16 protein-coding genes and 1 pseudogene are annotated in these 23,915 nt (G+C 72.1%); 7 read left to right on the forward strand and 10 right to left on the reverse strand.

Translation table 11 applies throughout. The annotated features are described in order from the left end of the window. Positions 1-261: 261 nt before the first annotated feature. Positions 262-1,203 (forward strand): hypothetical protein, encoded by a 942-nt coding sequence (locus FLV34_RS10095; protein WP_147942961.1) that lies wholly within the window; start codon positions 262-264, stop codon positions 1,201-1,203. Here the strand turns inward: FLV34_RS10095 and FLV34_RS10100 are convergent. The 7 genes from FLV34_RS10100 to FLV34_RS10130 all read right to left on the reverse strand — a co-directional run bounded on the left by FLV34_RS10100 (position 1,200) and on the right by FLV34_RS10130 (position 10,100). Beyond that, a complete protein-coding gene (locus tag FLV34_RS10100) occupies positions 1,200-2,435 on the reverse strand; it encodes a serine/threonine-protein kinase (protein ID WP_142646176.1) in 1,236 nt (411 codons plus the stop codon). The two genes, FLV34_RS10095 and FLV34_RS10100, sit on opposite strands and share 4 nt — an antisense overlap. Positions 2,436-2,635: 200 nt before the next feature. Next, complete coding sequence (locus tag FLV34_RS10105; RefSeq protein WP_147942962.1) at positions 2,636-4,567, reverse strand: bifunctional serine/threonine protein kinase/MFS transporter; 1,932 nt, start codon at positions 4,565-4,567, stop codon at positions 2,636-2,638. An 11-nt stretch (positions 4,568-4,578) separates the two neighbouring features. After that, positions 4,579-6,966: a serine/threonine-protein kinase gene (locus tag FLV34_RS42285; RefSeq protein ID WP_261985723.1), complete on the reverse strand. Its 2,388-nt coding sequence runs from the start codon at positions 6,964-6,966 to the stop codon at positions 4,579-4,581. A 106-nt stretch (positions 6,967-7,072) separates the two neighbouring features. Further along, complete coding sequence (locus FLV34_RS10115; RefSeq protein WP_142646179.1) at positions 7,073-7,588, reverse strand: YbaK/EbsC family protein; 516 nt, start codon at positions 7,586-7,588, stop codon at positions 7,073-7,075. Positions 7,589-7,659: 71 nt separating this feature from the next. After that, positions 7,660-8,514 carry a M55 family metallopeptidase gene (locus FLV34_RS10120; protein ID WP_240971089.1) on the reverse strand — a complete coding sequence of 285 codons (855 nt, stop codon included), beginning with the start codon at positions 8,512-8,514 and terminating at the stop codon, positions 7,660-7,662. Beyond that, positions 8,499-9,725, reverse strand: coding sequence for a DUF6395 domain-containing protein (locus tag FLV34_RS10125; RefSeq protein ID WP_147942963.1), 1,227 nt, complete (start codon positions 9,723-9,725; stop codon positions 8,499-8,501). Before FLV34_RS10125 ends, FLV34_RS10120 begins: the two co-directional genes overlap by 16 nt. 6 nt (positions 9,726-9,731) lie before the next feature. Further along, complete coding sequence (locus FLV34_RS10130; protein ID WP_240971091.1) at positions 9,732-10,100, reverse strand: hypothetical protein; 369 nt, start codon at positions 10,098-10,100, stop codon at positions 9,732-9,734. On the opposite strand from FLV34_RS10130, the pseudogene FLV34_RS42290 reads away from it, so the two are divergent. The 3 genes and pseudogenes from FLV34_RS42290 to FLV34_RS10140 form a co-directional block, all read left to right on the forward strand. Then, positions 10,099-10,440, forward strand: a pseudogene (locus FLV34_RS42290) (ATP-binding protein); the annotation flags it as partial. The gene FLV34_RS10130 and the pseudogene FLV34_RS42290 overlap by 2 nt on opposite strands. A gap of 128 nt (positions 10,441-10,568) precedes the next feature. Beyond that, the gene (locus tag FLV34_RS10135; RefSeq protein ID WP_261985724.1) at positions 10,569-12,965 is read left to right on the forward strand and encodes a helix-turn-helix transcriptional regulator; all 2,397 of its coding nucleotides are present in this window, start codon (positions 10,569-10,571) and stop codon (positions 12,963-12,965) included. Between the two features lie 3 nt (positions 12,966-12,968). Next, positions 12,969-13,838, forward strand: coding sequence for an alpha/beta fold hydrolase (locus FLV34_RS10140; protein ID WP_142646185.1), 870 nt, complete (start codon positions 12,969-12,971; stop codon positions 13,836-13,838). Positions 13,839-13,842: 4 nt separating this feature from the next. Here FLV34_RS10140 and FLV34_RS10145 read toward each other — a convergent pair whose 3' ends face one another. Genes FLV34_RS10145 through glgP form a run of 3 tightly spaced genes read right to left on the reverse strand, consistent with a single transcriptional unit; the run spans position 13,843 to position 18,350 of the window. After that, positions 13,843-14,616, reverse strand: a complete 774-nt coding sequence (locus FLV34_RS10145) for an enoyl-CoA hydratase/isomerase family protein (protein ID WP_147942964.1) — start codon at positions 14,614-14,616, stop codon at positions 13,843-13,845. Positions 14,617-14,638: 22 nt separating this feature from the next. Beyond that, complete coding sequence (locus FLV34_RS10150) at positions 14,639-15,697, reverse strand: glycosyltransferase family 4 protein (RefSeq protein WP_142646189.1); 1,059 nt, start codon at positions 15,695-15,697, stop codon at positions 14,639-14,641. A 55-nt stretch (positions 15,698-15,752) separates the two neighbouring features. After that, positions 15,753-18,350, reverse strand: coding sequence for an alpha-glucan family phosphorylase (glgP, locus tag FLV34_RS10155; protein ID WP_142646191.1), 2,598 nt, complete (start codon positions 18,348-18,350; stop codon positions 15,753-15,755). Between the two features lie 373 nt (positions 18,351-18,723). Between glgP and FLV34_RS10160 the strand changes: the two genes are divergently transcribed. Genes FLV34_RS10160 through FLV34_RS10170 form a run of 3 tightly spaced genes read left to right on the forward strand, consistent with a single transcriptional unit; the run spans position 18,724 to position 23,904 of the window. After that, complete coding sequence (locus tag FLV34_RS10160; protein WP_142646193.1) at positions 18,724-20,772, forward strand: alpha-1,4-glucan--maltose-1-phosphate maltosyltransferase; 2,049 nt, start codon at positions 18,724-18,726, stop codon at positions 20,770-20,772. Positions 20,773-20,803: 31 nt separating this feature from the next. Next, entirely contained in the window at positions 20,804-22,555 is a 1,752-nt protein-coding gene (gene treS, locus FLV34_RS10165; RefSeq protein ID WP_142646195.1) for a maltose alpha-D-glucosyltransferase, read from the forward strand. Then, on the forward strand, positions 22,552-23,904 hold the full coding sequence (locus FLV34_RS10170; RefSeq protein WP_147942965.1) for a phosphotransferase: 1,353 nt from the start codon (positions 22,552-22,554) through the stop codon (positions 23,902-23,904). Before treS ends, FLV34_RS10170 begins: the two co-directional genes overlap by 4 nt. Positions 23,905-23,915 lie beyond the last annotated feature (11 nt).

The following is a 23,915-nucleotide window of genomic DNA, read 5'->3' on the forward strand; positions in this document are numbered from 1 at the left end:
CCTGTGCAGGTGGCCCGGGTGTCGAGCTGACCCTGGTCCCCCCAGGCGTATGTTACCCATCGGTAGCTTAGGTGCAAACCTCCAGGTTTTTACGGCCGCGTCCTTCGGCTGAGGAATCACCCAGAACCCGGTCACGCCCACTGCCACCCTACCGAACTATGTTCCGGAAGCATCGCGGAGGCCCCACGGCCGGAACTCACCCCCGCTCCGGTGTCCGATATGTTGGCATTTCTGCGGGCCGATCTTGGGGGGGTGCCGCCGGTGCGCAGGATGTGGGTGATCGTGGCCATGGTCGTGAGCCTGTCCGGCTGCGGCGTGGTCACCGACATGATCGCGCACCGCGCCGACGCGCCCAGCCCGCCCGCGTCACCACGGCCGGCGTCGAGCACCGCCCGCACTTCGTCCGCCGGCCCCACCTCCTCTGCCACCCCCGCTAACACCGCCACCGCCGGGACGGGGCTGACGCTCCCCGAGGCGAGGCAGGCCATGACGAAGTGGGTGGGCGAATACAACGCGACGCTGCGCAAGCGCAAATGGTGGAACAAGAACGACCTGCTCGACGCGCTGTTCATCGAGGCGGCGCTGCACGAGGGCGTGCTCGAACGCAACCACGAGATCTTCGGCTCGAAGCCGGGGCACAGGCCGATCCACGTGATCGGCACGCCGAGGATCTACCTGCCCCGGCCGGAGCTGCAGCCGTCGATCGGCGACTGGTTCATCGCGCAGGCGACCTACAAGGACACCGAGGGCCACGCCCGCCCCCACGTGCTCGCGTTCTTCCGCTCACCCGGGCAGCCGTTCAAGCTGGCCGTCGCGACCCCGCTCCACTGGGGCCGGCGGATGCCCAAGCCGCGGCTCGACGCCGACGGCTACATCACCGACATGGACAACGACATGGCGCGCGCCGTGACCCAGGAATATCTGAACTTCTGGAACAACGAGAAGAAAGAGGGCGCCTCCGGCTATCGCCTGGCCAAGGACAGCTACAGCCGCAAGGCGTTCCCCGCCGTCAACAAGGGGGCGTACGTCGCCTTCGAGGGGCACGGGGCGGTCTTCGGCTTCCGTACGTCGGACGGCGGCTCGTTCTTCCTGTTCGGCATGGTCAACAACCCCCACCACGTCAACCAGGTGCTGAGCGAGGCGCTGGTGGTGCCCCGGGGCAGCCGGACCATCCAGGAGGTCGGCGCCGACTGGTTCTCCTAGCTCGCGACCACCAGCATGACGAGCAAGAACACCACCGTGCCGACGGCCATGAGGAGCGTCACAGTGCTGAACAGCGTGCTGAGCAGCGCCCACACCGCGACGGCCCCGACGCCGCCCGCGAGATCCACCACGAGCCGCCGCCGCGACCTGCCCAGCAGCCCGAACCCCGCGTCCACGAGCAGCGCGATGCCGTAGAGCACCAGCAGCAGGAGCGACACCTCGGGCAGGTTGGCCCGCGCCGCGGCGGCGAACAGGCCGACCACCACCGCGGAGCCGATCACCCAGCGGCGGTGCAGCTTCTCGCGGTGCGCGGCGCGCGGGTCGTCCACCTCTCCCCTGCGGCTCTCCCGCGCGGGCCGGCGCTCCCGCCGGTCTCCGGGCCGCCACTGCTGGGTGGGCGCCTCCGACAGCGCGGGCCGCGCCGGCTCGATCCCGTCCAGCACCGGCGCGGCCTCCTTGAGGAGCCCGGCCAGCTCGGCCGTCTCCGGGCGGTCCACCGGATCGGTGCTCAGGCAGCGCTCCACGATCGGGACGAGCCACGACGGCACGCCCGTCAGGTCGGGCTCGCGGTGGACGACCCGGTAGGCGATCGCCGCGGCCGGCCCGGTCCCGTACGGCTGCCGCCCCGAGGCGGCGTAGGCCAGCGTCGCCCCCCAGGCGAACACGTCGGCCTCCGGTCCGGCCTCCCGGCCTTCCAGCACCTCGGGGGCCAGATAGCCGGGCGTGCCGACGACGGCGCCCGAGGCGGTGACCGAGGCCGACTCCAGCGCGCAGGCGATGCCGAAGTCGATCACGTACGGCTCGCGCTCGGAGACGATCACGTTGGCCGGTTTGAGGTCGCGGTGGACGACCCCGGCCGCGTGGACGGACTCCAGCGCCTCCGCCAGCCCCAGGGCGAGCCGCAGCAGGTCGGCCCCCGCGACCGGACCGTCGTTGGCCACGACCGCGCTGAGCGGCCTGCCCTGGACGTACCGGGTGACGATGTAGGGCCGCTCCCCCGACAGGGAGGCGTCCAGCACCTCGGCGACGTGGGCCCCGCGCACCCGGCGCATGGTCTCCACCTCGCGGGCGAGGCGGGTGATGGCGAACCCGTCGGAGGCGACGTGGGGATGCAGGACCTTCACCGCCACCGTGCGCCCGTCGGGGTCCAGTGCGAGGTGGACCTCACCGAACCCCCCGGAGCCGAGGGCGGAGACCAGGCGATAGGGACCAAGCTGTTCCGGCGTGCCCAAACTGTGTCTCCCGCTTCGCTCGTCGGGACGCTCTCATCCGATGGTCGCGCCGAAAGCGCGCGTCGAACACTTCCCTCGCCGCTCGGAGTCGGTCGTCCCTCGCTCCACTCGCTCCTCAGTCCGGGCACCGGGCGCGCCCCTCCGGCGTGCCGGTGCCGTTTCGCTCCATGCCTTGCGGTTCACTATCGGGATCGGGCCGGTCAGGTCCAGAAGGTCAGGAAGCCCAGGCCGATCCTGTCCATGATGTCGCCGATCACGCCGCCGATCAGGTTGACGACCGTGTTCTGACCCCTCTGTTTGAGGTCGGCGACGATGTGGTCCACCGCCACCGACGGCGGCCGCCAGGGGATCCACGAGGCGTCCGCCGACAGCGCCGTCATGACCGCGAACAGCGCGACCGTGCCGACCGCGATCGTCACGATCATTCCCGCGCCGGGGCTCCGGATCACCGCGCTCAGCGTCCGGGACACCGCCTTGCGGGGGGCCTTCCCGCCGGGCAGGAGGAACAGCCCGGCCACGAAGGCGCCCGCGGCGTACGCCGCGGCGGGGTCGGGCCTGACCCCGCCGAGGTAGTGGAATCCGCCCCAAACGCACATCGCGAACATCAGGGCCAGCGGCACCTGCACCACCGTCGCCAGCCCGGCCTTGATCAGCGCCCACGGCGTGCCGAGCACCGCGAGGAGCGGGTCGGCCCCGCTGCTGCCCCGCGCCGCCCGGCGGTCGGCGAGGTCGCCGAGCAGATACTGCCCCACCCGCAGGCACAGCGCCGCCACGACGGCGAACAGGCTCACCACGACCGGCAGCAGGCAGGCCAGCGCCACGATCGTGGCCAGCAGCAGGGCCGCGAGCACGGGATGCGGGGCCCGGTAGGGGGCCCGCCTCGCCTCGGGCTCGTACGGCGTGGCAGGAGGCGGCGCGACCCGGGGCTCCGGGTAGCCCGCCACCCGCTGGTCGGTGTACGGCTGGTAGACCGGCGGCTCGTAGGGCGCGGGCTGGTAGGGCGGCGGCGCCTGGCCGTACGGCAGGGCCTGCGGGTGCGCCGGGGGCGGCGCGGACTCGGGACGGCGCTGCCTGGGCGCCCGCGACTCCCTGGGCTCCCGGCGGGGCCGCTCCGGCTCCACGTAGTTCACCGGCGGCAGCAGGTCGGAGTAGCTGTCGTCGTCGGCCGGCAACATGCCGGTGCGGCTCCCGCCGGCGCCGTTCAGCGTGCCGGACCCGTTCACCGGGCCGCCGTCCCTCCGCGCCACTTCGTCGAGCACGCGCGTGCCGTCCAGGATCCGCGTCCCGCCGTCGCGCGGCGGCTCGTGGGCGGTCTCCCTGAGCACGGTGACCGAGGGGTCGAGCTGACGGGTGAGCCTGAGCAGCGACGCGGCCGTGGGGCGCGACGTCGCCTCGGGCGCCATAGCGAGGCGGAGCCAGTTCCGCATCCAGGCCGGCGCGAGGTCCACCTGCGCCTTGCCTTCGAGGATGTTGTAGCAGATCGACTCGAACGTGCCCGAGCCGAACGGCGCCTTCCCCGTGGCCGCGAAGAAGACCGTGGCCGCCAGCGCGTGCACGTCGGCGGCCTGGGTGATCTCGGTGTCCCGGATGATCTCCGGGGCGAGATAGCCGGGCGTGCCGACGAACATGCCCGTCTGGGTCAGCCGGGTGGCGTTCACCAGGTGGGCGATGCCGAAGTCGATCACGAGCGGCTCGCCGTCCACGAGCATCACGTTGGCCGGCTTGAGGTCGCGGTGGATGACGTCGGCCGCGTGGATGGCGACCAGGGCCTCGCACAGGCCCACCGCGAGCCGGATCACGCCGTCGTCGCCGAGCGGCCCGTCTTCCAGCACCGTCTGCTCTAAGGTCCGCCCGGGGGCGTACCGCGTCACGATGTAGGGAGCGGCGCCGGTCAGGTCGGCGTCGAGGACCTCGGCGACCCGCTTGCTGCGCACCCGCCGCATGGTCTCGACCTCGCGGGTGAGCCGGTCGCGCGCCTTGAGGTCGGTGGCGACGTGCGGGTGCAGCACCTTGACCGCGACCTCGCGCCCCTCCGCGTCAAGGCCGAGATGGACCACCCCCATGCCGCCCTCGCCGAGCTGCCGCAGCAGCCGGTAGGGCCCGATCCTCTCCGGAGCCTCAGTAGCCGACATGTCGTCCCCCGTCACCCGTTCCCCGCCTGGTTACGCAGGTCTTCCAGTCGTTCCAGTAATGACACAACGTCGATTGGGCCCCAGAAGTGCCCTGCTGTCTGATTACCCAGAAGGCTGGAGAGCGCGACCGCCGCCGTCAGCACCGCGAGGGCGCCGATCCCCCAGGCGAGCCCCCTCGCCGCCCCCTCCCCCGGCACCAGGGAGGCCAGGGTCCGCCGCATCTGCCTGCCCGGGCCCACCACTCCGGGCCCCGCGCAGATCGTCCACAGCGCCGTCGCGACCCCCCAGCTCAGCGCCGCGAGCCGGAGCGCGGACGTGTCGCCGAGCAGGATCGTGAGCAGCAGCGTCACCGGCAGCCCCAGGATCAGCGCGTACGGCACGAGCGCGATCGTGATGCCGATCGACTTCACGAGCTCCGCCGGGCGGCTCAGCACCCGCAGCACGTCGGCCGCCGCGGCGCCCGCGGGACGGCGGGAGTTGAGGTGCGGCTGGGCCAGGTCGGCGGCCCGCAGCAGCACCACGGCCGGCACGGCCACCAGGCACACCAGCAGCGGCGCCACGACCGCGAGCGACGTCATCACGACGAGCAGCAGCGCGCTCGCGATCCCGTACGTCTTGGAGCGCTGGAACAGCCCGCCGGGCGAGAACGGCATGGGCGGCGGGGGCGGCACCCGCACCGTCGGCATGAACGGCGTGGGGTTCGGCTGGTGGACCTGCGGAGTCCGCTCGTAGATCTCGGGCGCGTGCCCGAAGATCGCGTGGTCACGCGCCGCCACGTCCCCCTGCTCGTAGGACCCGTGCTGTGCGGATCCCTGCTGTGCCGTCCCGTGCTGTGCCGTCCCGTGCTGGGCCGTCCCGTGCTGGGCCGTCCCGTGCTGGGCGGGCCCGGGGGATGCCGCGCGTGCTCCCGTGGGGTCGCCGGCGACGGCCTGGCGCACCTCCTCGGAGGTCACCCGCCGGGTGGGGATGTCGCCCTCAGGGTGCAGCATCGGCGTGGGCCACTCGTCCGCCGGCCGGACAGGCGGCGCTGCGGACGGCCCGCCGGTCGCGACCCCGGGGCCCGCCACGGGCGTGCCCGGGAACGCGGGCGGCCCGGACGGACCAGAGGGACCGGACGGGCCGGTCGGCGAGGGGCGGGGCGGAGCCATCCGGGTGGGGATGTCGCCCTCGGCCGGGCCGTGCGGCGCGCTCGGACCGCTCGGGCCGTTCGGACCACTCGGGCCGCTCGCCGGACTGGTCGCCGGGCCGTTCGGCCCGAGGCCCGCCCGGCGCAGGTCCTCTCCGGTCACACGGACGGTCGGGAAGGGGTCGCCGCCCTGGCCCGCCGCCGGGGTCTCGCGCAGCAGCGAGACGAACTCCTCGGCCTTGCCGCCCGGCTGGGACGGCGTGACCGGCGGCGTCGCCACGGGCACGACCGGCGGGCCGACCGGCGGCACCGGCGACCCGCCCGGCGGCGGCCCTGTGACCGGCCCTGTGACCGACCCTGTGACCGACCCTCTGACCGGCCCTCCCGGGCGGCCTGGCCCGGGGACCTGCTGACCGCCGGTGTCGTCCACATTGGGCACCGTCGTGATCTCGTCGGGCACGCGGGGCCTGCCGCCCGGCGACTGGGGCAGGAGCCGCGAGAGCTGCCGTACGAGCTCGGCCGCGGTCGGCCGCCGGGCCGGGTCGCGGTGGAACGCGGCACGCAGCATCGGCTGGATCGGCCCGGGGGCGGCCTCGACGTTGGCCCGGCCGGAGGTGATGTTGAAGAAGATCATCTCCAGCGTGCCCTTGCCGAACGGCGGCTGGCCGGTGGCGGCGTAGAGCACGGTGCCGGCCCAGGCGTGCACGTCCACCTGCGGCCCGGCCTCGTGCCCCTCGATGATCTCCGGGGCGAGATAGCCGGGCGTGCCGATGAACATGCCGGTCTGGGTGAGCCGGGTGGCGTCGACCGCCTGGGCGATGCCGAAGTCGATCAGCACCGGCTGGCCGTCCAGCATCAGCACGTTGCCGGGCTTGAGGTCGCGGTGGATGACCCCGGCCGCGTGCACGGCGGCGAGCGCCTCGGCCACCCCGACGGCGACCTTGAGCAGGGCGTCCAGGGGCAGCGGGCCGTCGTTCTTGACGATCTCGTCGAGCGGCCGGCCCGGCACGTAGCGGGTGACGATGTACGGCCTGCGTCCCGTGACGTCGGCGTCGACGACCTCCGCGATGTTCGGCCCGCGCACCCGCCGCATGGTCTCGACCTCGCGCGACAGGCGTCTGCGCGCGACGTCGTCGCCCGCGACCTCCGAGCGCAGGACCTTGACGGCCACCTGTCTGCCCTGCGGGTCGAGGGCGAGGTGCACCACGCCCATGCCGCCCTCACCGAGCCGCCTCAGCAGCCGGTACGGGCCCAGTCGGTCGTCCTGATTCATTGCCTAAGCACCATACCGACTAAAAGAACGCCCATGAGTGAACCATCGCGCCACATCTCCAGTCAGCACAACGGAGAAAAGACGCCGACGGTTTCCCGGCAGTCGGTCAAATGGTGAGCGCGAGAACCTCCCCACGCGTCGCCGCGACCAGCGCCTCGCCGGAAAGCGCCAGCTTGGAGCGGCGCACACCGCTGCCGATCACCACGAAAGGCCGCCGGGTCACGTTTTCGTCAACGAGCACCGGCCAGCCCTCGGGAAGGCCGATCGGAGTGATCCCTCCATACTCCATCGCGGTCAGTTCGACGGCCTCCGTCTGCGGAGCGAAGGACGCCTTCCGCGCGTCCAGGTGGCGACGGACGATTCCGTTGACGTCGGCCCGGTCGGTGGCGAGCACCATGACGGCGGCGTACCGCGTCTGCCCGCCCCGCTTGGCGGCGACGATGACGCAGTTGGCCGAGTCCTCCATCGCCACGCCGTACCGCTCGCAGAACGCGGCGGTGTCGGACAGCGCGGGATCGATCTCGGCGACCTTCACCGTGACGTCGAGCGAGGCCACGGCCTTGGCGACGGGATCGGCGAGCAGGTCCGGCCGGTCGGACGCGGGAACCCATTCGAGCGGCATTCAGCCCTCCTTGACGGCGCGCTCGTGCAGTCGGGTGACCACCCTAGAGGCAGCTCCGAGCAGGGCGGGCGTCAGCCGTACCGGCCGCTGCCGCAGGCGACCTGGCCTCCGATCATGGAGAAGAGCCCGAACACCGCCATGATCTCGTGGTAGTCGTCGGTGGTGAACTCGGTGTGCCGAGTTCCGGCGAGCCGTACGCCGGGCACGATCGAGCAGGCCGCGGCGATGGCGGTGGAGTTCCACTCCACACCGAGCGTGTACGGCGGCTCGACCACGTAGGGCCGGAAATCGGACAGCCTGCCCAGGGCACGGGCCGCGGCCTCGCGAATGCGCCGCGAGGCGACGGCCGGGGGCAGCAGCTCGGCGGAGAACTTGTCGATGCCCTTCTTCACGGCGACCGTCTCGACGTCGCCGAGCAGTTCCCTGGCCTCCTCGCACACCGCCTCGTCACCGGTGACGAGGGCGACCGGCACGCCCAGCGAGCCCGCGAAGCCGGCCACGATCCGGGTCTCGCCGCAGACCTCGCCGTTCAGGTAGACGTTCTGGATCTCCTTGCCCATCCACGTGTGGTTGAGCACCCCGTGCGGCACCCCGGCCCGTGCGTGATAACCCGCGAAGCAGGCGGCGTCCATGCCGGCGACGAGGCCCTGACCCATGCGGTGCGGCTTGCCCGGCCCCCTGATCAGCGTGGCGCGCTCGTCCAGCAGGTCGATCCTGAGGTTCTTGGTGGACCCGTGGGCGTCGTTCACCAGCACGGACGCGGCGCCCGCGTCGAAGGCGCCCTGGATCACCGCGTTGGCGTCGCCGGTCATCAGCTCGCAGCCGCGCTCGTATCCGCGGCCCCCGAGGTGCATCTCCTCGGGGTCGGTCAGCCCGGTGACCCCCTCCATGTCCACCGACAGGTAGATCTTCATATCGCCGCCCATGCCTCCACCTGGCGCTGCTCGTCCGCGGTCATGAGCCCGACCTGCTCCCGCATGTACGCGCCGACTCGTTCGCGCCAGGGCTCCGGCGTCTCGTCGATCGAGGGCGGGTAACAGCGGTCCATCCAGCGGGTGGACTCGACAGTCGCCTTAAGGTACTCCGCCGCCTTCGCGAACGGTGTGTCCTCGATCCCCGGCACCCGCGCGCAGCCGTACTCGATCGTCTCCTGGCCAGAGTACGGCGGCGGCTGCTGCCAGGCGCGTGCGGGGACCGACCGGGCGGTGAGCGTCGTCGTGATCGGCCGCCCCTCGACGGCGGCGAGGATCAGCTCCTTGCGCAGGCACTTGCCGCACTTCCGGCATGGTCCCGAGGCGTCGCCCCGCAGGCACCAGCGCACCAGGTGCGCGAGATCGGAGCCCAGCGCCATGCGCATGGTCACGGGCTCGCTCACGCCCCCGACCGGGAGCACCAGCGGGAGCCCCGCGGCCGCGTACAGCGGGGCCCATTTCCCCTGCGGCGCCCACATGGGGTTGTCCGGGGTGTAGCGGTTGACGTAGCGGTCGCTGCCGAGCCAGCGCGACCCGATCTCGTAGCCCAGCGCGACGCCGCCGAGGTCGAGGAGGTCGGCGAGGAGCAGCGCCCCCACCGTGACGGCGTGGTGCTCGGGGAAGCCGGGCCGGGGACGGCTCAGCAGGAACTCCAGGTCCGACTGGGCGATGTGGAGTTCGCGGCCGGTCTGCCGGGCGAGCTGGGCCAGCACGTCCGAGCGGTAGTGCGTCCACCGGTTGGGCACCCGGGGGTGACTGACCCGCTGGAAGTGCACGAACGGCGCGTCGGGGAACATCGCGGCCACCGCCATCGAGTCGGCGCCCCCGCTGTAGGAGATGGCGAGGCGGGTGCCGCGCCTGGCGTCCGCCCCGACCGGCCCGGCGTCCACGCCCCACGCCGTACGGAACGCCTCGGCGAGCCCGGCGGAGATCGGCCGGTCGAAGGTCACCCGCCGCCTGGTCCACGGCGCGACGACGGTCCACGCCGCGACCGCGAGCAGGTCGGGATGGGGGGACGCGCCGGCGTCCCCTGTCCGGACGTGGCAGGAGTTGGTCCGCAGTTCGACGGGGTGGCCGTCGGTGCAGGCCCCCGTCGTCTCGTCCTCCGGGTCGAGCCGGAAGACCAGCCGCCACACGTCCGCGTCACGCGTCCATCGCACCCGCACGACCGGTCACCCCGCCCGCCCGGGAGCGCCCACCCGCGCCGACAGGTCGTCGATCGCCTGCCAGATGCGCATCTCGTTCTGCAGCAGCGTGTCCACCGCCGCAGCGATCTCGGTGGCCAGCCGGTGCGCCTCGGCCGCCTTGGGGTCGGCGGCCGGGGTGGGCGCGGCGGCCGGTTTCACCGGCGCCGTGGAGATCCGCCGCAGCCGGTCGACCTCCTCACGCAGCCCCACGACCTCGCGGCGGAGCATCTGGACCTCCCAGATGGCGTCCTTCAGGTCCTGCCGGTGATCGGGTTTGGTGACGTATCGAGAGTCGAGCCGGGACAGCAGCGCCCGGCGCAGCCGTGACAGGCCCAGCACTCGCAACCGCATCATGGACCGCCACGATAGTGGCATTTTGGAGCGTTTCTTGACGCAAAATTTGAAGTCGCTCAAAGGACCCTGGGAAGCCGCGATAAGGCCGGTTCGCGTCGGTCGCGCCTCTCACCACGCAATACAGTCGGCGGTTGTGCTTTACGGCAGATCGGCGGAGACGGCCGCGATAGACGACCTGATCGCCCGGGCCGGGAAGGGTCAGGGCGGCGCGCTCGTGCTGCGCGGCGAGGCCGGTGCGGGCAAGACGGCGCTGCTCGACCTGGCGGCCTCCCGCGGCGCGCCCATGCGCGTGCTGCGCACCACGGGGGTCGAGGCGGAGGCCGACCTGGCGTTCGCCGCCCTCCACCAGTTGCTGCTGCCGGTGACCGGGCTGCTCGACGCGCTGCCGGAACCGCAGGCCGAGGCCGTACGCGGCGCGCTCGGGCTGGCCCCGCCGGTTCGGGCGACCGGTTCCTGCTGGCGGCCGGGGTGCTGTCGCTGCTGGCCGAGGCCGCCGCGCCGGACGGGCTCATCTGCGTCGTGGACGACTTCCAGTGGGTGGACCGGCCGTCGGCCGACGCCCTGCTGTTCGCCGCCAGGCGGCTGCGCACCGAACCGATCGCGATGCCGCTGGCCGTACGCGGCGACACGCCGGTGCCGGGCCTGCCCTCGCTGGAGATCGCCGGGCTGGCCGAACCTGCGGCCGCCGAGCTGCTCGACGCCGGCTTCACGCTCGCGCCGCCGGTCAGGCGCGAGCTCGTGGCGCTGACCGGGGGCAACCCGCTGGCGCTGCGCGAGACGGCGCGGCTGCTCACGGACGCCCAGCGGGCCGGTCGGGAACCGCTGCCCGACCCCCTGCCCGGTGGAAGCCGGCTCTTCGGCGACCGGGTGGCCGCGTTGTCCGCGGGGGCACGGCTGACCGCCCTACTGGCGGCGGTCGAGAGCGATCTCGGCCTGGTGCTGCGGGCCGCCGAGCGGCTGGGCGCGGACGAGGCGGCGCTGCCCGAGCTGGAGTCGGCCGGGCTCGCGGGCGTGTCCGGGACGCGCGTGCGGTTCCGCCATCCGCTGATCCGGTCGGCGGTGTACGAGGCGGCCTCCCCCGCCGCACGCCGCGAGGCGCACGCGGCACTGGCCGAGGTGTCGGATGCGTCCGAGATATCTGAGGGAGACCGGCGGGCCTGGCATCTGGCCGGGGCCGCGCTCGGTCAGGACGAATCGGTCGCCGCCGCCCTCGCGCGGGCCGCGGAGCGGGCCCGGGACCGAGGCGGCTATGGCGCCGCCGCCACCGCCCTGACCAGGGCCGCCGAGCTCACCCCCGCACCGCTCGTGCGCGCCCGGCGGCTCACGGACGCCGCCGAGGCCGCGTGGCTCGGGGGCCGTCCCGGCCAGGCCGAGTCGCTGCTGGCCGAGGCGCGCGAGCTCGCCGGGGCGGACACCGCGCTGACCATGGAGATCGCCCGGCTCCGCGGACGCTTCGAGCTCAACTCCGGCAACGCCGCGGAGGCCGTACGGATCCTCGCGGCGGGCGACACCCTGGACATGCTGGCCGACGCCTCGGAGGCGGCGTCGTACGTCGGCGACACGGCGGCCATGATCGAGATCGGGCGGCGGGCGGCGGCCTTCCCCGAAGGGTTCCTGCGCGACGTGGTCGCCGGCATCGGCGCGACGCTCGCGGGCGACGGCGGGCACGACCTGCTCAGGCGGGCGCTCGGCCGTACGGGTGAGCTGCGCGAGGCGGCCGATTTCCTGTGGGCGACGGCGGCGGCCAGCCATCTGGGCGAGGTGGACCTGTCCGCCGAGCTGGCCGAGCGGGCCGGGCGCGTGGCCAGGGTCTCGGGGATGGCCGGCCAGCTTCCCGTGGTGCTGGAGTTCGTCGCCACCGCGGAGCGGCTCGCCGGGCGCCTCGCCGAGAGCCGGGCCGTCTCGGAGGAGGGCCTGGAGCTGGCGCGCGAGGCCGGATATGCGAACACCGTGGCGGCCCACCTGGCCAACCTCGCGGCCGTGGCGGCCCTGCGCGGCGAGGAGGAGGCCTGCGCCCGGCATGCCGGGGAGGCGCTCGCCATCGCCGTCCCCCACCGGGTGGGCCTGCGCGCCGGGCTCGCGGCGTACGCCCTGGCCATGCTCGACCTGTGCCTCGGCCGGTTCGCCGCCGCCCACGACCGGTTCACCGCGATCGCCGCCGCGGGCCCGGGAGCCGGTCATCCCACCGTGGTCTGGCGGAGCACGCCCGACCGGATCGAGGCCGCCGTCGGCGCGGGCGACGCCGACGCCGCCCGTGCGGCCCTGGAGGCGTACGAGCGCTGGTCGTCCCATGCGGGGACGGCCGAGTCGCGGGCGCTGCTCGCCCGGTGCCGCGGCCTGGTCCTGCCGGACGACCAGGCGGTCGAGGCGCTCGGCGAGGCGTCGCGCCTGCACGCCAACCCGTTCGAGGCGGCCAGGACGGGACTGCTGCTGGGCGAGCGGCTGCGCCGTACGCACCGGCCGGGAGAGGCCAGGGCGCACCTGCGAGCGGCGCTGGAGACGTTCCGGCGGGCGGGAGCCGATCCGTGGGCGCGGCGCGCGTACGGCGAGCTGCGCGCGGCGGGCGAGAGCGTCCGGCCGGAAGAGAACGGGCCGGAGGAGAACGGGCCGGAGACGCCCGTGGCGGTGCCGGACGTGCGGGGGACGGCGCTCGACGCGCTCACCCCGCAGGAGCTGCGCATCGCCACCCTGGTGGCGGACGGCGCGACCAGCAAGGAGATCGCCGCCCGGCTGTTCCTGAGCCCGCGCACGGTCGAATATCACCTGTACAAGATCTATCCGAAGCTCGGCATCACCTCGCGTACGGAGCTGGCGCGGCTAGTAGTTCTACGGAAGGCGCCGGCGGCCCCGCGCAGCATGCTTTAGCCCATGCCAAACATCTGGAGTGAAGAGTTCGGGGCCGCGGCCGACGCGCCGATCGTGCTGGTGATGGGGTCGATGTCGCAGGGGATCCTGTGGCCGGACGCGTTCGTGGGCCGGCTCGTCGCGGGCGGCCGGCGCGTGATCCGCTACGACCACCGCGACACCGGGATGTCCGACGTCGTCGACTTCTCGAAGGATCCGTACACATGGGATGACATCAAGGACGACGTGCTGCGGGTGATGGACGCGCACGGATTGGACAGCGCGCATCTGGTCTGCCACTCGGCGGGCGGGCTGCTCGGGCAGCTGATCGCGGTGGAGCGGCCGGAGCGCGTGCGGACGCTCACCGTCATCGCCTCGTCGCCGCTCGGCGGTGGTGAGGGCGCGGTGCTCATGCGGGCGCTGATGGGCGAGCCGCAGCCCGAGGGCAGCCTGCCCGAGCCCACGCCGGAGTTCGTCGCGTTCTACCGCGAGGTGATCGCCGCGCCGCCGCCGCGCGACCGGCGGGAGCGCATCGAGCGCATGATCGCGGAGGACCGCGTGCTGCACGGCACCGGCCTGCCGTTCGACGAGGACGCCTCGCGCAGGCTGGCCGAGCGCGTGTACGACCGGGCGCGGGACCTCGACGCGGCGGCCAACCACCGGCTCGCGGCGGCGGCCAAGCCCGGCTTCGAGCCGGTGGGCGTCCTGCACCGGATCGAGGCGCCCACCCTGGTCGTCGAGGGCACGCACGAGCCCGCCAAGCCGGGCCACGGGGCCGTCATCGCCGAGCGGATCCCCGGCGCCCGGCTGATGACGGTCAAGGGAATGGGCCACACCCTGCCGCCCGAGGTGCACGCCGAGCTGGCCGGCGCCGTCCTCGCCCACACGGCATGACCCGTCAGCGGCCGGTGAATTTGGGGCGGCGCTTCTCGGCGAAGGCCGTCATGCCCTCCCGGGCGTCCTGGGTCGCGAACAGGCCGGAGAACTGGAGGCGCTCGATCTCCAGGCCGGTGTCGAGGTCGGTCTCGAGACCATGGTCGATCGCGAGCTTGGCCGCCCGCACCGCGGCGACCGGCCCCTGGGCGAAGGTCGCGGCGAGTTCGAGCGCCGCGGTGTAGACCTCGCCGTCGGGCACCACCCTGTCGACCAGGCCGATGGCGAGCGCCTCGGCGGCGTCCACGTGCCGCCCTGTGAAGATCAGGTCCTTGGCCCGGGCGGGCCCGACGAGCCGGGGCAGGCGCTGGGTGCCGCCCGCGCCGGGGATGATCCCGAGGGTGATCTCCGGCTGGCCGAGCTTCGCGCTCTGCCCGGCCACCCGGAAGTCGGCGCACAGCGCGAGCTCGCAGCCGCCGCCCAGGGCATATCCGGTGATCGCCGCGATGACCGGCTTGCCGATCCGCGCGACCGCGGTGAAGCAGTCCTGCAGAGTGCGCGAGTGCACGGCCATGTCGGCGTAGGACATGACCGCCATCTCCTTGATGTCGGCGCCGGCCGCGAAGACCCGTTCGCCGCCGTAGACGATGACCGCGTGCGTGTTCGGATCGGCGTCCACGAGGCGCGCGGCCTCCGCGATCTCCTCCTGGACCTGCCGGTTCAGCGCGTTCATCTTCGGCCGGTCGAGCCGGATCGTGGCGACGTGCTCGGAGATCTCGACCCTGACGAATTCACCCATGGCCCCCACCATAAGGGGGAGATCAGCGGCCGAGTGGGAGGGGCCGCGAGGGCGTGGCCGCCATCGCGGCGGTGACCTCGTGGTAGACGCGCTCGTATCCTCTGATCATCACGGGCACGTCGAAGTGCCGGACGACGCGGTCGCGCACCGCGTGCGGGTCCAGCGCGGAGACCGCCTCGATCGCGGCGGGCAGCTCCTCGGGCGTGTCGCGGATGTAGCCGGTCACGCCGTCCACCACGATCTCGGGCGCCGCGCCCCGCCGCAGCGCCACCACCGGGGTGCCGCAGGCCATCGCCTCGATCATGACCATGCCGAAGGGCTCGTCCCAGAGCAGCGGGAACACCAGGCACCGGGCCCGGGAGAACAGGTCGCTCTTGAGCCGCTCGTCCGCCTCCCCCAGGTATTCGACGCCGGGCCCGAGCAGCGGCTCGATCCGTTCGCGGAAGTAGGCCCGCTCCGCCGGCTCGGTGCGCCTGCCGACCAGCAGGATGCGGCGGCCCGCCGCCCGCGCCGCCTCGATCGCGAGGTGCGCGCCCTTGTCGGGGCTGAGCCGCCCCAGCCACAGCACCCAGTCGTCCTTGCGCTCCCGGAACGGCCACGCGGCGACGTCCACCGCGTTGTGCACCCGCCCCACCCAGTTGAGGCCGGGCGCCTGGGCGCGCTGGGCCGAGGAGATGGCCACCAGGGACACGTCCGTGCCGAGGCTCCGGTAGTAGTCGCCCAGCTCCCCGCTCACGTCGCTGTGGCAGGTGACGACCGTCGGCACGAGCCGCCCCCCGGCGGTGAGCGGCCCGGCCAGCGAGTGGTCGTGGACGACGTCCACCTCCAGGCCCCGCAGGAGGCGGGCCGCCTCGGCCGCGTGCACCACCTCGGGGAAGGGCTCGCCGATCCGGTCCGAGGGCGGCTCGTCGTAGGTCCGCAGATCCACCTCGCGGCCGGCCCCGATGACGGTGACCCGGTGCCCGCGCGCCCGCAGACCACGGACCAGCGTGGCGGTCACCGCCTCGATGCCGCCGTACGCGCGGGGCGGCACGTCATACCACGGCGGGGCGATCATCCCGATGTGCAGGGCCTGTGCCATGGTGCTGGTCTTACCCCTCCCACCTGCGAAGAAAGCAGGAGGGAGGGGTGATCGATCAGCGCAGGGTGCCGTTGGTCATGCCGACCGGCTCCTCCGGTACGGCGATGAGGCCGAGCTCGGCCACGGACGCCATCAGCGGGTGGAACGGGACCACGCGCACGGTGTAGCCGAACGCGCCGGTGCGGTCGAGCGGCACGACGCCGGTGTAGTGCGCCCGGCCGTCGTCGCCCACCGAGTCGACCTTCAGCGTGACGTAGCTCGGTGACAGCAGCTCGTCGTGCGCGCCCACCCGGCCGTAGGCGGCCTGGACCTGGACGTCATCCGGCGACAGCTCGCCGAGGGCGATCGTGGCCCCCAGCTCCAGCCGGGCCCCCAGCTCGGGGGTGTCCCCGACGCCGGTCGCCTCGACGTGCTCGACGCGTACACCCGGCCAGGCCTTGGCCACGCGCAGCTTCCACGCCGCGAACAGCCGGGCGTTGCTGTAGCCGTCGGCCGCGAGCGACCGGGCGGAGACGGCCGCCGGGGTGTACAGGTCGGTCACGTAGTCGCGCAGCATGCGCCCGGCCAGCACCTTCGGCCCGAGCGAGCTCAGCGTGTGCTTGACCATCTCCAGCCAGCGCCGCGGCAGGCCGTCGGCGGCCCGGTCGTAGAAGCGGTCGGCCACCTCGCGCTCGATGAGGTCGTACAGCGCCGTGGCCTCCAGCTCGTCGCGGCGCTCGGGGTCGTCCACGCCGTCGGCGCTGGGGATCGCCCAGCCGTTGTTGCCGTCGTACCACTCGTCCCACCATCCGTCGCGGATGGACAGGTTGAGGCCGCCGTTGAGCGCCGCCTTCATGCCGGACGTGCCGCACGCCTCCAGCGGGCGCAGCGGGTTGTTCATCCACACGTCCGAGCCCGTCACCATGAGCTGCCCGAGCGCCATGTCGTAGTCGGGCAGGAAGACGATGCGGTGCCGCACGTCCTCCGAGTCGGCGAAGCGGACGATCTGCTGGATGAGCTTCTTGCCGCCCTCGTCGGCCGGATGCGCCTTGCCGGCGATGACGATCTGCACCGGCTTGTCCGGATCGAGCAGCAGCCTGCGCAGCCGGTCGGGCTGGTTCAGCATGAGAGTCAGCCGCTTGTACGACGGCACCCGCCGGGCGAAGCCGATCGTCAGGACGTTCGGGTCGAGCGCCTCGTCCACCCAGCCCAGCTCGGCCTCGCTGGCGCCGCGCTGGCGCCACGACTTGCGCAGCCGCCGCCGCGCCTCCACGACCAGGCGGGCCCGCAGCGTGCCCCGGATGCCCCAGATATCGGCCTCGGACAGCTTGTGCGCGCCCTCCCAGCCCTGCGCCTTGTCGATCAGCGAGGGCAGCTCCGCGCCGGCGAGCTCCATCATCTCCCGGCCGACCCAGGTCGGGGCGTGGACGCCGTTGGTGATCGAGCCGATCGGCACCTCGTCGACGTCGAAGCCCGGCCACAGGCCCTGGAACATCTCCCGGCTGACGCGGCCGTGCAGCTCGGACACGCCGTTGACCCGCTGGGCCAGCCGCATGCCCATGACGGCCATGTTGAAGACCGACTTGTCGGCGTCGGGGCCGTCGGGCTCGGCGCCGAGCTCCAGGATGCGGTCGACCGACACCGTCGGCCAGGCGTTCGACCCGCCGAACTGCCGGGCGATCATCTCGGCCGGGAACCGGTCGATGCCCGCGGGGACCGGGGTGTGGGTGGTGAACACGGTCCCGGCGCGTACGGCCTCAAGGGCCTCCTCGAACGACAGCCGGGCCTCGGTCAGCTCGCGGATGCGCTCAAGGCCGAGGAAGCCGGCGTGGCCCTCGTTGGTGTGGAACACCTCGGGCTCGGGGTGGCCGGTGATCCGGCAGTAGGCCCGGATGGCCCGCACGCCGCCGATGCCGAGCAGCAGCTCCTGCATCAGGCGGTGGTCGCCGCCCCCGCCGTACAGGCGGTCGGTCACGTCCCTGGCGACCGCGTCGTTCTCGGCGACGTCGGAGTCGAGCAGGAGCAGCGGCACCCGGCCGACCTGGGCCACCCAGATCTGGGCGTGCAGCACGCGCCCCTCGGGGAGGCCGATCTTGATGCGCGCCGGGGCGCCGTCCTCCTCCTTGAGCAGGGTGAGCGGCAGGCCGCCGGGGTCGAGGGAGGGGTAGTGCTCAAGCTGCCAGCCCTCGGCGGAAAGGGACTGGGTGAAGTAGCCGTGCCGGTAGAGCAGGCCGACGCCGAGGATCGGGACACCGAGGTCGCTGGCGGCCTTCAGGTGGTCGCCGGCGAGGATGCCGAGGCCGCCCGAATACTGCGGCAGGGCGGCGGAGATGCCGTACTCGGGCGAGAAGTAGCCGATCGCCTTCGGCGCGTCCTCCAGCGACTGGTACCACCGGGGGGCGGTCATGTACTCGCGCAGGTCGTCGGCGGCGTCGGCGAGGCGGCGCAGGAAGCGCCGGTCCTGGGCGAGCTCGCGCAGTCTTTCGGCCTCGACCGCGCCGAGCAGCGCGACGGGGTCGTGATCGACGCGCTCCCAGACCTCGGGATCCACCTCGGCGAACAGGTCCGTGGTCTCGGGGTGCCACGACCATCTGAGATTTTGGACCAACTCGCCCAAAGGTGCGAGCTGTGAGGGAAGGACGGTTCGGACAGTGAACCTGCGGATAGCTCTCACGGGGCCAGACCCTAGTTACTCAGCGCCACGACGCGCGACCGAATCAACCTTGCCGTACTGCGAAGCCAGTTCTCGAACGCTTTCACCACCATCAGACCGGTTCAAACCTCACCAAAGTACCCTTGACCTGGTGATGTGCGTGCCGGACTGCGGCGGCCGGCACGCAATGATCGATCTCCCCGCGGAGTCATCCCAAACACGCGAGCGGTCTTTCGTTCCGCAGGGGTAAGAGTGGACTATTAGGGCAACCCCTGTATGACGAGAAAGGACCGCGGCCAGTGGTCCGTGTCTCGTGCTGCCGCCTGACCAGAGCTGTTCCTGCCCCGCTGACCCCGGCGGCACCCGGTGTGCCGCCCCCGAGTACGAAGTGACGATGATCGGACGCATTCCCATCCTGGACATCCAGCCCGTCGTCGACTGCGGCCAGTGGCCCGCCAAGGCGGCCGCGGGAGAGACCTTCGAGATCAGTGCGACGGTGTTCCGCGAAGGGCACGACGCGGTCGCCGCCGGCGTGGTGCTGACCGACCCGAGCGGCACGCCGGGCCGGATGCTGCCCATGCGCGAGGTCGCGCCCGGCACCGACCGGTGGAGCGTGGAGGTCACGCTCCCCGCCGAGGGCCTGTGGCAGTTCCGGGTGGAGGCGTGGAGTGATCCGATCGCCACGTGGATGCACGACGCGGGCATCAAGATCCCGCGCGACCTGGACGCCGACCTCATGTGCGAGGAGGGCGCCCGGCTGTTCGAGCGGGCGGCCAAGGGCGTGCGGGCGGCGGACTGCACGGCGGCGGAGGCGGGCGGCACCTGCGGGCACCGGGCCGCGCTGCTGGCCCTCGCGGCCCGGCTGCGCGACGACGCGGTGGACCCCAGGGCGCGCTTCGCGGTGACCCAGCTGCCCGAGACCGCCGCGCTGATCGCCGCGCACCCGCTGCGCGACCTGCTCACCCGTTCGGGCCGCAACCGCGTGCGGGTGGACCGGCGGCGGGCGCTGTTCGGCTCCTGGTATGAGTTCTTCCCCCGCTCCGAGGGCGCCGTGGTGGGGCAGGAGGGCGTCGCCCCCAAGTCGGGCACGTTCCGTACGGCGGCCAGGCGGCTCCCCGCGATCGCCCAGATGGGCTTCGACGTGGTCTACCTGCCGCCGATCCACCCGATCGGGACGCAGTTCCGCAAGGGCCGCAACAACACCCTGACCCCCGACCAGTACGACCCCGGGTCGCCCTGGGCCATCGGTTCCCAGGAGGGCGGGCACGACGCGATCCACCCCGATCTGGGCACGATCGAGGACTTCGACGCGTTCGTCGCCAAGGCCCGCGAGCTGGGCATGGAGGTCGCCCTCGATCTCGCGCTCCAGTGCTCCCCCGACCATCCCTGGGTCAAGGAGCACCCGGAGTGGTTCAACATCCGGGCCGACGGCTCGATCGCGTACGCCGAGAACCCGCCGAAGAAATACCAGGACATCTATCCGCTGAACTTCGACAAGGACCCCGAGGGGATCTACGCGGAGGTCAAGCGGGTGGTCCGGCACTGGATGGACCACGGCGTGCGGATCTTCCGGGTGGACAACCCGCACACCAAGCCGGTCCGGTTCTGGGAGCGGCTGATCTCCGACATCAACACGACCGACCCCGACGTGCTGTTCCTCGCCGAGGCGTTCACCCGCCCGGCCATGCTGCGCACGCTCGCCAAGGTCGGGTTCCACCAGTCGTACACCTACTTCACCTGGCGCAACTCCAAGCCCGAGCTGGAGGAGTATCTGTGGGAGCTGTCCCACGAGACCTCGCACTACCTGCGGCCGAACCTGTTCGTCAACACGCCCGACATCCTGCACGAGTATCTCCAGCACGGAGGCGTTCCGGCGTTCAAGATCCGGGCGATTCTGGCCGCGTTGATGGCTCCTACGTGGGGTGTGTACTCCGGGTATGAGCTGGCCGAGAACGTCCCGGTGCGTCCCGGCAGCGAGGAGTACCTGGACAGCGAGAAATACCAGTACAGGCCGCGTGACTGGGCCGAAGCGGAGCGTGAGGGCCGCAGCCTTGCCCCGCTCATTACCCAGCTCAATTTGTTGAGAAGAGCGCACCCGGCGCTCCAGGAATTGCGTAACCTACGGTTTCACAACGTCGACCAGCCGGACGTGATCTGCTTCTCCAAGCGGCTGCCCGGCGCCTATGACACGGCCTCACGACGGCACGGACTAGGCGATGTCGTGCTGGCCGTCGTCAATCTGGATCCACACAACACACACGAGGCGACGGTCCGGCTCGACATGCCGGCCCTCGGTCTCGACTGGCATGCCGAGTTCGTCGTGGACGACCAACTGTCGGGCGAGTCGTACCGCTGGGGGCAGGCGAACTACGTGCGCCTCGACCCGCACGTCCATCCCGCACACATTCTCACGCTCCGCCACGGGTCAGCGCACCGCCCGTGAGCGCAGCTCGGCACATCCGGGGAGTCAAAAGGTGAGCTCGACGACACCTCAGCCCAGTCACACCCAGCCCAGCCACACGCAGCCGGTCCCCAACACCTTCACCGAGGAGGAGCCGCGGGACAAGTACTGGTACAAGCGGGCTGTCTTCTACGAGGTGCTGATCCGGGGCTTCGCCGACTCGAACGGCGACGGCACCGGCGACATCCGTGGCCTCATCGAGAAGCTGGACTATCTCCAGTGGCTCGGCATCGACTGTCTTTGGCTGCTCCCGCTGTACGAGTCCCCCCTCAAGGACGGCGGGTATGACATCTCGGACTACATGAAGATCCTCCCGGATTTCGGTGATCTGGGGGACTTCATCAAGCTGGTGGACGAGGCGCACAAGCGCGGCATCCGGGTCATCGCCGACCTGGTCATGAACCACACCAGCGACCAGCACCCCTGGTTCCAGGCGTCCCGCACCGACCCCGAGGGCCCGTACGGCGACTTCTACGTCTGGAGCGACACGGACGAGAAGTACAAGGACGCCCGGATCATCTTCATCGACACCGAGGCGTCCAACTGGACCTTCGACCCGGTCCGCGGGCAGTACTACTGGCACCGGTTCTTCCACCACCAGCCGGACCTCAACTTCGAGAACCCGGCCGTGCAGGACGCGATGCTGGAGGTCATCCGCTTCTGGCTCGACCTCGGCATCGACGGGTTCCGGCTCGACGCGATCCCCTACCTGTTCGAGCAGGAGGACACCAACTGCGAGAACCTGCCGGCGACCCACGCGTACCTCAAGCGGGTGCGGGCCGAGGTCGACCGGCTCTACCCCGACCGGGTGCTGCTGGCCGAGGCCAACCAGTGGCCGGCCGACGTGGTGGAGTATTTCGGCGACCCGGTCACCGGCGGCGACGAGTGCCACATGGCCTTCCACTTCCCGCTGATGCCGCGCATCTTCATGGCGGTGCGGCGGGAGTCGCGCTACCCCATCTCGGAGATCCTGGCCCAGACGCCCAAGATCCCTGAGAACTGCCAGTGGGGCATCTTCCTGCGCAACCACGACGAGCTCACGCTCGAGATGGTCACCGACGAAGAGCGCGACTACATGTACTCCGAGTACGCCAAGGACCCCCGCATGCGGGCCAACGTCGGCATCCGCCGCCGGCTGGCGACGCTGCTGGACAACGACCGCAACCAGATCGAGCTGTTCACCGCGCTGCTGCTCAGCCTGCCCGGCTCGCCGGTCATGTACTACGGCGACGAGATCGGCATGGGCGACAACATCTGGCTCGGCGACCGGGACGGCGTCCGCACGCCGATGCAGTGGACGCCCGACCGCAACGCGGGCTTTTCGAGCTGCGACCCCGGCCGGCTCTACCTGCCGGTGATCATGGACCCGATCTACGGATATCAGGCGATCAACGTCGAGGCGCAGCAGAAGAGCGCCAGCTCACTGCTCCACTTCACCAAGCGGATGATCGAGATCCGCAAGCGTCACCCGGTGTTCGGCCTCGGTGAGTTCACCGAGCTGAACTCGTCCAACCCGAGCGTGCTCGCGTTCGTGCGCGAGCTGGGCGACGACCGGGTGCTGTGCGTCAACAACCTGTCGCGCTTCCCCCAGCCGGTCGAGCTCGACCTGCGCAGGTTCGAGGGGTCCACGCCGGTCGAGTGCATGGGCGGAGTTCCGTTTCCCCCGATCGGCGAGCTTCCGTATCTTTTGACGCTCCCCGGGCATGGGTTCTATTGGTTCACACTGCCCGTCACGAACAGGACGGCCGGCACGAAGGAGGAGTGACGACTTCACTTCAGGGACTCCTGGCCGGCTGGATCACCGGACAACGGTGGTTCGCCGGCAAGGGGCGCGCCATCGACGACCTGTCCATCGACTCCGAGATCGAGATCGCCTCCGGCGACCCGGCGCTGGTCCATCTGATCGTGTGCGTGCGGCAGGGGGAGCGCCACACGCGCTACCAGATCCCGGTCGGGCTGCGCGAGCACCTGCCCGACCGGCTCGGTCACGTCCGGATCGGCACCTGCCGCCGGGGCGACGGCCGCGAGGTCGAGATGTACGACGCGCTGCACGACTCCGTCCTGACGGCGCACCTGCTGGAGGGGATGGCCGGCGACCGCCGGTTCGACGGCCTCGGTTTCCACCCCGCGCACGGGGTGGAGATCGACACCTCGCAGCGCAGCCTCGTGCTGACCGCCGAGCAGTCGAACACCTCGCTGGTGTACGGCGACAAATACATATTCAAGCTGTTCCGCCAGCTCAACCCGGGAGTCAACCCCGAGCTGGAGATCATCACGGCGCTCGCGGACGCGGGCTCGGCCCACGTGGCCAAGCCGTACGGCTGGATCGAGACCGAGCTCCAGGGCGAGCCCACCACCCTGGCGATCATGCAGGAGTATCTGCAGAACGCAAACGAGGGCTGGTCGATGGCGCTGACCAGCGTGCGCGACTTCTACGCCAGCCCCGAGGGCATGCCGGCGGAGGACGCGGGAGGCGACTTCGCCGCCGAGGCGCGGCGGCTCGGGCTGGCCACCGCGCGGGTGCACCGGGAGCTCGCGCGGGCCTTCCCCGCCGGGACGATCGAGCCTCCCGAGATCAAGCGGATGACCGAGCGGTTCCGCCGCCGCCTCGACAAGGCGGTCGCCGAAGTGCCGCCTCTCGGCGAGCACGCCGCCGTGGCCGCCGAGGCGTTCGACCGGCTGGCCGACCTCGGTCACGAGATCCCGGTGCAGCGCGTGCACGGCGACTACCACCTCGGCCAGGTCATGCGCACGATGACCGACTGGGTGGTGCTCGACTTCGAGGGCGAGCCGGGCCAGCCGCTGGCCGAGCGGCGGGCGCTCGACTCGCCGCTGCGCGACGTGGCGGGCATGCTGCGCTCCTTCGAATACGCGGCGCGGCATCTGCTGGCCGGGCATCCCAACGCCGAGGCGCTGGAGTGCCGGGCCCGGGAGTGGTCCGAGCGCAACCGGGCCGCCTTCCTGGCCGGCTACTCCGAAGGCGGCGGGCACATCCGAGGCGACGACGCGGTGCTGCTGCGCGCGCTCGAACTGAGCAAGGCGGTCTACGAGGTCGTCTACGAGGCGCGCAACCGCCCCTCGTGGCTGCCCATCCCGCTCGCGGCCTTTCGCTGACAAGATCGGGG

Source organism: Microbispora sp. CSR-4 (genome assembly GCF_008033685.1).
GTDB lineage: Bacteria > Actinomycetota > Actinomycetes > Streptosporangiales > Streptosporangiaceae > Microbispora.